This window comes from Motilimonas sp. E26, assembly GCF_021278025.1.
Lineage (GTDB): Bacteria > Pseudomonadota > Gammaproteobacteria > Enterobacterales > CBDFNC01 > Motilimonas.
The window spans coordinates 280,882-288,311 of record NZ_JAIBHJ010000004.1; the positions used below are offsets into that span (position 1 = coordinate 280,882).

6 protein-coding genes and 1 tRNA gene are annotated in these 7,430 nt (G+C 42.4%); 4 read left to right on the forward strand and 3 right to left on the reverse strand.

The window, feature by feature from the left end; translation table 11 throughout:
* Positions 1-10: 10 nt before the first annotated feature.
* From K1M91_RS05635 to K1M91_RS05645, 3 genes are all read right to left on the reverse strand, one after another.
* Positions 11-340 (reverse strand): TusE/DsrC/DsvC family sulfur relay protein, encoded by a 330-nt coding sequence (locus K1M91_RS05635; protein WP_232800573.1) that lies wholly within the window; start codon positions 338-340, stop codon positions 11-13.
* 34 nt (positions 341-374) lie between these two features.
* The gene (gene yccS / locus K1M91_RS05640; protein WP_232800574.1) at positions 375-2,441 is read right to left on the reverse strand and encodes a YccS family putative transporter; all 2,067 of its coding nucleotides are present in this window, start codon (positions 2,439-2,441) and stop codon (positions 375-377) included.
* Between the two features lie 216 nt (positions 2,442-2,657).
* Positions 2,658-3,314 (reverse strand): Bax inhibitor-1/YccA family protein, encoded by a 657-nt coding sequence (locus K1M91_RS05645; protein WP_232800575.1) that lies wholly within the window; start codon positions 3,312-3,314, stop codon positions 2,658-2,660.
* A gap of 361 nt (positions 3,315-3,675) precedes the next feature.
* Here K1M91_RS05645 and K1M91_RS05650 point away from each other — a divergent pair.
* The 4 genes from K1M91_RS05650 to pgsA all read left to right on the forward strand — a co-directional run bounded on the left by K1M91_RS05650 (position 3,676) and on the right by pgsA (position 7,142).
* Positions 3,676-3,766 (forward strand) — tRNA-Ser (locus K1M91_RS05650).
* 234 nt (positions 3,767-4,000) lie between these two features.
* On the forward strand, positions 4,001-4,645 hold the full coding sequence (uvrY, locus tag K1M91_RS05655) for a UvrY/SirA/GacA family response regulator transcription factor (RefSeq protein ID WP_232800576.1): 645 nt from the start codon (positions 4,001-4,003) through the stop codon (positions 4,643-4,645).
* An 81-nt stretch (positions 4,646-4,726) separates the two neighbouring features.
* Entirely contained in the window at positions 4,727-6,559 is a 1,833-nt protein-coding gene (gene uvrC / locus K1M91_RS05660) for an excinuclease ABC subunit UvrC (protein ID WP_232800577.1), read from the forward strand.
* Between the two features lie 37 nt (positions 6,560-6,596).
* Entirely contained in the window at positions 6,597-7,142 is a 546-nt protein-coding gene (gene pgsA / locus K1M91_RS05665; protein WP_232800578.1) for a CDP-diacylglycerol--glycerol-3-phosphate 3-phosphatidyltransferase, read from the forward strand.
* Positions 7,143-7,430: the final 288 nt, after the last annotated feature.

Consider the following 7,430-nt stretch of genomic DNA (forward strand, 5'->3'; position numbering starts at 1 on the left):
TAACGAGGGGCTATAGACATTTAGCTGGTTTGGGTAAGCCTGCAATTTTAGTCGCTTGCTTGGCTGGACCTTGTGGAAACAGCTTGAATAAATAGCGACTGTTGCCTTTTTCAGGGCCAAATTTGTTTGCCATGGCTTTGACCAATGCTCGAACAGCGGGTGAGGTATTAAATTCAAGGTAAAACTCACGGACAAACAATACCACTTCCCAATGCGCTTCGGTCATCTTGATACTTTCTTGTTCGGCAATTTGTTCGGCTAATGGTTTTGACCACAAGTTAAGATCAAGTAAGTAGCCTTGTTTGTCAGTTGCTATGGTTTCGCCATTAATGATGTACATAATTTTCTCTTTACTTGCAATAAACCGTTCTGACTTATTTTACCTGAGTGATATTGCAAGCAAGTGCTTGAATATCCGTTGCCGTGTTAGCAATTAATTGCAGCTGCTGCACGATCGACAGTTGTTCAGGAGTCAGTTCGGTGATTTTTAATGGCGGTAATTGTGCCTCTATTTCAGTGTGACCACAATCGGGTGTTTCAATACTTTGAATGGCTTTATTCAGTGCTTGCCTAGTTAAGGTCAAAATTGGCGCGAGATCGGGCCGCGTTTCTAGTTCACTAAAAGGCGCACGGTGTGCTGCTAACGCTGAGATATAAGCTAATAAAGCATTATTGCGATTAGTAAGGGCATAGCTTTCTTTAACCAGTTTGCGTTTTGAGCCTGGGTCTATCAGCATATTTTGCCAAGCGCTGGCCAAATTAATGTCGGCAATATGCGCATCGCGGCGCGCGATACGATAGGGCAGGGACTCATGTTTACCATTATGATATTGCTCAACTACGTGTTCAAAGTAATTCAAATTAGCGTGTAATGACAATGACAGCAGGCTTGGAATGCGCTTGTACTGCCATTGCGGCAAAATAAAACTCACGGTTAATACGGCAAGCACACTGCCTAATACGGTTTCCTGAATTCGCGGCCAAACCACCTCTAAACCAGTACCTGATAATAAGTTAAACACCATCATTACAAATATAGTGATGAAAATAACCGCAATGCTGTAATTCGTTTTCAAATAGGTAAAGAAGAAAAAAGCCGATAGGGCTAAAACAAAAAATTGGCCATACACGCTGGGTAATAGATAAAGCAGTGGAAAACCAATCGCGACCCCGATAAAGGTGCCAATAACACGTTGGATCAGGCGTTTACGCGTTTCGCTAAAACTGGGCTGACAAACAAACAAACAAGTGAGTAACACCCAATAGCCTTTCTCTAGATCTAAATATTGTAAGAGCAAATAGCCAGTAACAAAACACAGGCTCATGCGAATCGCGTGTCTAAATATGGCTGAACGACTTTTAATGTGGTGCGTAATACGATCCCATGTTGCTATTTTGGGCTCTGTGGATAATTTAGCGTCGTCCAATAGGCGGCTGCCTGTATGGCTGATTTCACTGGCTTCTAATAAAAGCTGATGAATACCCGTTAAGTTTTTGAGTACAAAAGATAAAGGGGTAAACAACGAAGTATCAAAATGGTGTTTATTATTGAGGTGTTCAAGTTGATCCTGCAGGGCTTTTACCGTCCAGCTTAATGATGCTGGTACGGTATAACTCTTACGCATTAAAATACATTTCCCAAGCTGGTGACTGGCTTCAGATAATTGCGAAATTAACTGGTGGAACCCTTGCGTCATTTGGGTTTCGGAAAAAGCACTCTCTAACTGACTGTACTGATAATGCGTGGCCGTGACCCGCTCATGTATTTGCTGTGCGATCAGGTAATACTGCAATAACAAATCAAGACGCTCTTTTTTGCCTGAGTCGTGCAAACGGTTATTGAGTGTATCTTTGCAAATATTGAGACTGTTCACCACACTGATATTTTGCACAACGAGGTTTTGCCTTACCGCCAGCCAATCGGTTTGATTACTACCAAAAAAGCGTGATTTCTCCAGCTGATAACGGCTTAGGTTGAAGTACAGCTGGGCTAATTGTTCATGTAATGAGCGGTAAGGCGAGGCAAATGCCCACATAAGTGAAAATAACCCATACCATAAGGCACCGGCAGTGAGCATTAAGGGTTGAATATAGAAAGGGTGGTTACTTTGGTAACCTATCATGGTGTAAATAGCAATAATTAGGGCGCCAAAGGCAATCTGACCGTATCTCTGGCCAAAAATGCCAAGCATGATAAAAATAAAAGTAGAGCCGGCTAAGCCAATAACAAAGAGTGTTGGCGTGGCATAAAGCAACTCAACTGAAAATGACGCAATCAAGAAGCAGACTAAAGTGATCCCTAAGCTTTTTAAATGGTTAACGCTGGCATCGTCAGTTTCAGCGATACCGCAGGCCACCACGCCCAGTGCGAGAGTGAGTGATAATTCCGTTTGTTGCCACAATAATGCAGGCAACAGTGTAAAGCTGATGGCACATAACACTCGCGCGCCTGCATGAAAGTAGGTGTGCGTAATGAGTGTCCGAAGCTGGTCTTGGAGCAGGTTGATTAAGGGTTGCATAGGGGCGGAAAGTTATCCAAGTATCGATGAAATCAAACTGCTGTCAGTGTAAAACATCCATAAACAAAAAGCCCCTGATGGCAGGGGCTTTTTAGGGCTTTTATGATTTAGATTAAGCCAACGTTAATCTAAAAGAGATTAATCATCCCCACCAATACCTAAGATGCTCAGTAAGCTAACAAAGATATTGTAGATAGAGACATATAAAGTAACCGTCGCTGAAATGTAGTTTGTCTCACCACCGCGAATAATATTTTGCGTGGTTAGCATGATCACCGCCGAAGAGAACAAAATAAACATGCTGCTGATTGCCAGTGAAAGTGCAGGCATAGCTAGGAAAAAATTAGCGATCATGGCTACAATCAATACCACAAAACCTGTCACTATCATGCCGTTTAAGAATGATAGGTCACGTTTAGTTGTTAGTGCGTAGGCCGAAGTTGCAAAAAAGGCTAACGCAGTACCGCCAAGGGCTGTCATTACTGTTTCACCCGCGCCAGCAGCTAAGAACATGCCAATCAATGGACCTAAGGTGTAACCCATAAAGCCGGTAAATAAGAAAACAAACACTAAACCAAGGCTTGAGTTGCGGTTCTTTTCAGTTAGGAACATTAATCCGTAAGCACCGATTAACATACCCCACCATGGTAAAGCTGGAGCCATCATTGCTACAGAAACCGCAGTCACAATGGATGAAAAGGCTAAAGTAAGACCGAGTAAGAAGTAGGTGTTACGTAACACTTTGTTGGTTTCGCTGACGCGTTCAACCGTTTGAGTTTGACTAAATTGGTTCATTGCTGAATCCTCATGAAAAATGTTGTACGAATCTGCTTTGCATCGAACGTCGTGCTCTGTACCTGCGGTGCTAATGAGTCATTAGTCTTACCATCAAATAAGAGTACGATGCTACATAATTATTAAATGGGGTTTAACCCCTACTATTTCAAGTACTGAGATTATCACACTTTAGATCAAATTAACTCGTTGAACTATCGATGATAAGATATCAGTTGCTTTAGTTTATCCTAGGTAAAGTAGTTTTGTCATAAAAAACTGAACTATCGATGTTAAATTAAGCGTTTTTAAAAAATGCATTAAAAAAATAAATTTTTATTTGCAATCACAGGTTTATATCCAGTATTATGCGCCCCGCTGCGGAGGGGTGGCAGAGTGGCCGAATGCACCGGTCTTGAAAACCGGCGTGGGTTAATAGCTCACCGAGAGTTCAAATCTCTCCTCCTCCGCCATTCCTTTCCTCTTCTATATCATTGCAATCACCACTTTCAACACCTTACGAAAAAACAATAAAAACAGCTGCTTATTACAATTTTAAATTCATTTCTTTGCGTTGTGTTGCAAATTTGCAAATATGTACACGATATGCTGCTTTTGTGTTTTTTAATTTGATTAGTTTGGTTATCATCGAGCAAAGACCGCTTTAATTCCGAATCGGTCTATCAGTATTTTGCGGAGTAATTCTCTTGATTAACGTATTTCTTGTTGATGACCATGAGTTGGTAAGAACAGGGATCCGACGTATTCTTGAAGACATTCGTGGCATCAAGGTTGTGGGCGAAGCTCAAAGTGGCGAAGCCGCAGTGCAGTGGTGCAGGGATAATAATCCTGATGTCATCCTAATGGATATGAACATGCCGGGTATTGGTGGTTTAGAAGCCACCCGTAAAATCTTAAGATACAATCCCGATATCAAAATCGTAGTATTAACTATTCATACCGAAAACCCTTTTCCGACCAAAGTGATGCAAGCGGGAGCTTCTGGCTACCTAACTAAAGGCGCCGCGCCAGATGAGGTACTTAATGCTATTCGCGTGGTAAATGCGGGTCAGCGTTATTTATCGCCAGAAATAGCACAACAAATGGCGCTAGCCCATTTTTCTCCGGATGATGAAAACCCATTTAAAAACTTATCTGAACGTGAGCTTCAAATTATGTTGATGATTACGAAGGGACAGAAAGTGACAGAAATCTCGGAGCAATTGAGCCTAAGTCCGAAAACGGTCAATAGCTATCGTTATCGCTTATTCAATAAGTTAGATATCAGTGGTGATGTAGAGCTAACCCACTTAGCGATTCGCCATGGTATGTTAGATGCGGATACCCTATAAATACAATTTTAAGCGTAATGTTTGATTGTGAACTAGGTGCCTGAGGGCACCTTTTTTGTTTTAAGCCTTATATGTGAAGTTATGACCGAACTATTTGATTCTGCAGCTTTCTTAAAAACCGTGACGCAACAGCCGGGGGTTTATCGTATGTATGATAGCTCGCGAACTGTCATTTATGTTGGTAAAGCCAAAAATTTAAAAAATCGCCTTAGCAGCTACTTTCGCTCTACTCTGGATAATGAGAAGACGCGTGTTTTAGTTAAAAACATTGCTTCGATTGATGTCACTGTTACTCATACTGAAACAGAGGCGCTGATCCTTGAGCATAACTACATTAAAAAATACATGCCGCGCTATAACGTATTGTTGCGTGATGATAAATCCTATCCTTATATTGTAATTACCGATCATAAGCATCCTCGTCTTGGGGTCTATCGCGGTAGTAAAAAGTCGAAAGGGCAATTTTTTGGCCCCTATCCCAGTGGTGGCGCAGTGCGTGAAAGCCTGCATTTAATGCAAAAAATTTTCCCCGTGCGTCAGTGCGAGGATAGCTATTACCGAAATCGTTCAAGGCCTTGCTTGCAATACCAACTTAAGCGCTGTTTAGGGCCTTGTACCAATATGGTCTCGGACGATGAATATCAGCAGCAAGTAGAATTGGCGACCTTGTTTTTACAAGGTAAAAGCCAAGATGTGATCGGGAAAATGATTGAGAAAATGCAGCAAGCGAGTGATCGATTAGAGTTTGAACAAGCTGCGCGCTTTCGAGACCAAATTCAAGCTTTGCGTAAAGTATCTGAACAACAAAGTGTTACTGGAGCAGGGGAGCAGCTTGATGCGATTGGCTTTGCCTATCAAAATGGCATGGCCTGTATTCATGTACTGTTCATAAGACAGGGTCAAGTTTTGGGCAGCCGTAGTTATTTTCCTAAAGTGCCTAATGCTAGCTCTGCCGACGAAGTGTTTACTGCTTTTATCAGTCAATTTTATTTGTCTGGTGCTAATGGAAGAGTGATCCCTAAACAGATCTTGATTAGCCAAGCATTAGAAGAGCAAAATGCGATCTCTGCTGCGTTGTCTGAGTTTGCTAAATACAAAGTAGTCCTAACAGAGAAGGTGCGAGCGGATAGGGCTGGCTTTTTACGTCTTGCATGTACCAATGCTCTGTCGGCCCTGACCAGTCAACTTAGCCATAAAAGCACCATGTTGCAGCGATTCTATTTACTACAAGAAGCTTTAGATTTAGAGCAGCCTATTAAGCGGATAGAGTGTTACGATATCTCTCATACGATGGGGGAAAAAACCGTTGCCTCATCAGTGGTGTTTAATCGGGAAGGGCCGTTGAAGTCTGATTATCGCTTATTCAATATTACTGGCATTACGCCAGGTGATGATTACGCGGCTATGAAACAAGTGCTGACACGACGTTTTCGCGATGTACAGGCTTTAGAGAATATTCCCGATATCGTATTTATTGACGGTGGCCTAGGTCAGCTTGCTCAAGCGGAAGCTGTATTGGCTGATTTTAGCGAAAATTTTACTGAGAAAATGCCTTTACTGATTGGTATTGCAAAAGGCGTGACTCGTAAGGCTGGGCTTGAGAGCTTGATTATGGGACAAACCCATGAAGAGCTTGAAATGGCCGGGGATTCACCCGCACTTCACCTTATTCAACATATTCGCGATGAGTCTCACCGTTTTGCAATAACAGGGCATCGCCAGCGTCGCGACAAGGCCAGAAAGCAGAGTACACTTGAATCTATCTCTGGTGTTGGGCCTAAGCGACGACAAGCTATTTTGACTTATTTAGGGGGATTGCATGAGGTTAAAAAAGCATCGGTGGATGATCTTGCTCGTGTCCCAGGTATAAGTCATGAGCTTGCGCAAAAGATCTATGATACATTGCACCATTAACCGACTGACCATGCGCTAATTTAACGTTGTAACCATAATGATTAATATTCCCAATATTTTAACTGCTTTTCGTGTTTTTCTGATTCCCGTATTCGTCTTATGCTATTACCTTCCAATAGAGCATGCCGCATTTTGGGCTGCATTCTTTTTTTGGCTCGCAGCGGTAACCGATTATTTTGATGGTTACTTAGCGCGCAAACTTAAACAACAAACAGCGTTTGGTGCATTTTTAGATCCTGTCGCAGATAAAGTAATGGTTGCTGCTGCACTGGTTGTGATTGTAGAGCATTACAATTCACTTTGGGTGACTATCCCTGCACTGACCATGATCAGCCGTGAAATTATTATTTCGGCATTACGTGAATGGATGGCCGAGTTAGGCAAGCGGGCTAATGTTGCTGTCTCATCAATTGGTAAATGGAAAACGGCGGCGCAGATGATGGCGCTTATTGCGCTTATATGGCAACAAGCAGGGTGGATGGAATATTTTGGTCTTGGGCTATTGTATATCGCGACAGCGTTGACTTTTTGGTCGATGTTTAGCTACCTTTCGGCTGCTTGGAAAGATCTGAGTGCCCAATAAGGTCCTTGTTTGACTAATAAATATTCGCTTTGCGTAAATTATAGGCGAGCAATCAAAAAGTTTAAAAAAGTGTGTTGACTGGTTCGTTTTAATCATTAGAATGCGCAGCACATCCGGCAACGAAGCAGTATTAACAAGCTGACGTTGGCCCATGTAACTTGGCCGTTACATAAAACAAACAGTAAGTTCAGCTGGCAAGAAATGAACACAGATGTGATGCGGTACTAGCTCAGCTGGTAGAGCGCAACCTTGCCAAGGTTGAGGTCACGAGTTCGAGCCTCGTGTACC

Excerpts from the sequence above, each read along its gene's own strand:
- K1M91_RS05635 (WP_232800573.1), bottom strand. The coding sequence starts at position 340 with ATGTACATCATTAATGGCGAAACCATAGCAACTGACAAACAAGGCTAC.
- K1M91_RS05645 (WP_232800575.1), bottom strand. The coding sequence starts at position 3,314 with ATGAACCAATTTAGTCAAACTCAAACGGTTGAACGCGTCAGCGAAACC.
- uvrC (WP_232800577.1), top strand. The coding sequence starts at position 4,727 with ATGACCGAACTATTTGATTCTGCAGCTTTCTTAAAAACCGTGACGCAA.
- pgsA (WP_232800578.1), top strand. The coding sequence starts at position 6,597 with ATGATTAATATTCCCAATATTTTAACTGCTTTTCGTGTTTTTCTGATT.